The following is a 2,355-nucleotide window of genomic DNA, read 5'->3' as shown; positions in this document are numbered from 1 at the left end:
GTCGTCCTCGCTACGGGGACGCCCAGTCGGGCGCTATTCTCGGACAGCCTCCTGGCTGATCAACAGTGAATGAGCATTTCAAACAATCCTTACTGGCCGATGACCGCCGTTTCTTCCCTGATCCAGCCAAGGTACTCTGGCAGGCCGTTTTCTATGGGTATCTGAACAATCTGTGGCACATCATAGCTGTGTGCAGCTTTCAGGTATTGCTCCAGTACTTGATAACGCTCAACGGTGGTTTTTATGCGAAGCAGTACTTCCGGATCGGACTGAACTTCACCTTCCCATCGGTAGTGGCTGTGGATTGGACTGCTCTGAACGCAGGCTGCCAGGCGCTGTTCGATGATGGCCCTGGCATGGGTATCGGCTTCCTGTTGATTGGGGCAGGTGGTCAGTACCATGCAGAACCCGGTGGATGGTTTTACGGGCATTTGGCAACCGTTTTTATGAATGGTTTCATGCATTTGTTTACATACCATGATGATATTTACTAATGATGATATCTGAACAGGATCTCCATGAGCACACTGTTTATCCAGGAATTATCCGGACGGGTAAATGTTTGCCCTGCCAGGTGTTTATCCCAGTTTTCCCTTGCAGGCAATTTACCATTAATTGAGTGGTTCAGTAATGTTTCATTGAAAACACTATTTTCAGATTTTAAATGTTCAGTTATTTCTTCGTTACTTAATATTTCAATAATCAGCTGCTCTAGTGGTTTTCGATCTTCTCGTGTTGCGAGTGTACTCTGCAGAGGGTTTACATCCCCTATTGGGTTTCCAGATGCATCCACTCGGCATTCTGCTAAAAATTTTTCTGCATAATGTTTTTTCATGAGGTCAAATTCGTCGTTAATCTTCTTTCTTAAATCTATAGTACGAATATGGTTATGAAAAATACTATTACTCAAACGAAGCGCCATCATGGATTTGCTTTCCAAATATTTGCATATCTCTAAATGCATCTCTTGCGGGAGTTCGGTGAGTCCCAAAGGGTGATGTTCAGGGTTGGCTCTTTCCATACTGGCTGTTTTTACTTTGGCTGCATCATAGTGCCCAGTCATCGGTTGATTGGTAACCTTCTGGCACTTGATACTCGTCAAGTCATCATCATGCAACTTACACCGTCGATTGTAGGCCTGTGTACAACAGCTATCCGACTTGTGAGAGGATGGTTTGGTGATACTGGCATTAGTAACAGGACTTTGCGGGGATCTTGAACAGGAACTTTTGCCGGTGGTATCCATATGCACCTCATGGCAGAAATCAAGAAATGCCTGTTCAGGCATTTTCTGACTCAGGGAGTTCCTTTATCAGGATCTGAAACGCGGGTGAAATTTGGTACGAAATAATGAAATGTTTGTCAGGAACTTTTTCTTATTCATTATTGTCAAAATTACTGGTCAACGTTATCGCAACAGAAGATGTTGAGGCTTGGGAAAATGTACTTTTTCGAGCTTCCCAGAGTATCCATGCATTTCTGTTGCCGTTGATGGTTGAAATTCATAAGTTATTAAAGAGACGCTTCTATGAACAGTTTTCCAAAAGTAGACAGTACTGTATTAAATACAGGTAGTACATCTCAACACACACAGGGTTGCCCCCAGGTCTCCTATACCGGCGCGAGAAAAAACAGAAGTCTGTCCTTGAACTCAGAGGTTTCACCGTCAATTCCACCTGCCGATCAACCTCCGAAAATGCGCTCAGACATTGCAAGCCGGACATTGACTAAGGCTGGAAACATATCCGAAGTTGCTGAATTTGGGCAAAAAGCCCCGGTTACCGTCGAAAGCAGTGGCAAACCAGCTGTCAGACCAGAAGATGTCCTGGACAGGCAAATAAGAGAAAGACTGCAAGCCTTAAAAGACAAATACAAGGAACAGTTTTTCTTGATCAAGGATAAGTCCACCACCAGTAATTACTGCAAACCTGGCAGTTGGGAACCGTTGATTGTTGAAACTGCTGGAGAACTGGGTCAATTCGTCAATGAGTACAAAACTGATGAATGGCATTTTTTATTCAACGTAAAAGATCCTCAATGGCAACAGCATTTTGACCAAAGCACCATGGTTGCCTTTCAATATGAATACCTTTCTGAAGCAAAACAATCAAAAATGATGTTGCCAAAAACAATCTTCGTCGAACAGGAAGTACTTGACAAAAAAAACCTTGAGGTAATTCACAAATATGCCAGTCGCCATGACTCAGAGCAGTTTAAAGATGAATATTTAACCACTACGGTCAATGGCAAACACATAGCGAGGGTGGCTGATGATTTTGGCTTGATTATCGAAGGTATAGAGCCTGAATCCGTAACTTCAGAAGACGTTGAAACCTTCGGAAGCCGGTCGTGCCG

Annotated in this window: 3 protein-coding genes; 1 reads left to right on the top strand and 2 read right to left on the bottom strand. The window is 43.7% G+C overall.

From position 1 onward, the window contains the following. Window positions 1-89: 89 nt before the first annotated feature. Both cutA and KDK14_RS15765 read right to left on the bottom strand, forming a co-directional pair. Window positions 90-464, bottom strand: coding sequence for a divalent-cation tolerance protein CutA (gene cutA, locus KDK14_RS15770; RefSeq protein ID WP_257266130.1), 375 nt, complete (start codon window positions 462-464; stop codon window positions 90-92). A 26-nt stretch (window positions 465-490) separates the two neighbouring features. Further along, window positions 491-1,063: a hypothetical protein gene (locus KDK14_RS15765; protein ID WP_257266129.1), complete on the bottom strand. Its 573-nt coding sequence runs from the start codon at window positions 1,061-1,063 to the stop codon at window positions 491-493. 582 nt (window positions 1,064-1,645) lie between these two features. Between KDK14_RS15765 and KDK14_RS15760 the strand changes: the two genes are divergently transcribed. Beyond that, window positions 1,646-2,355, top strand: a 710-nt coding sequence (locus KDK14_RS15760) for a hypothetical protein (protein WP_257266128.1), incomplete at its 3' end; no start/stop codon positions are given.

The sequence above is a fragment of the Endozoicomonas sp. ONNA2 genome (assembly GCF_024606365.1).
GTDB lineage: Bacteria > Pseudomonadota > Gammaproteobacteria > Pseudomonadales > Endozoicomonadaceae > Endozoicomonas.
The sequence above is the reverse complement of the archived record's forward strand: the minus strand, read 5'-3'. Positions and strand labels throughout refer to the sequence as shown.

Coding starts and splice junctions, on each gene's coding strand:
- cutA (WP_257266130.1), bottom strand. CDS start 464: ATGCATGAAACCATTCATAAAAACGGTTGCCAAATGCCCGTAAAACCA.
- KDK14_RS15765 (WP_257266129.1), bottom strand. CDS start 1,063: ATGACTGGGCACTATGATGCAGCCAAAGTAAAAACAGCCAGTATGGAA.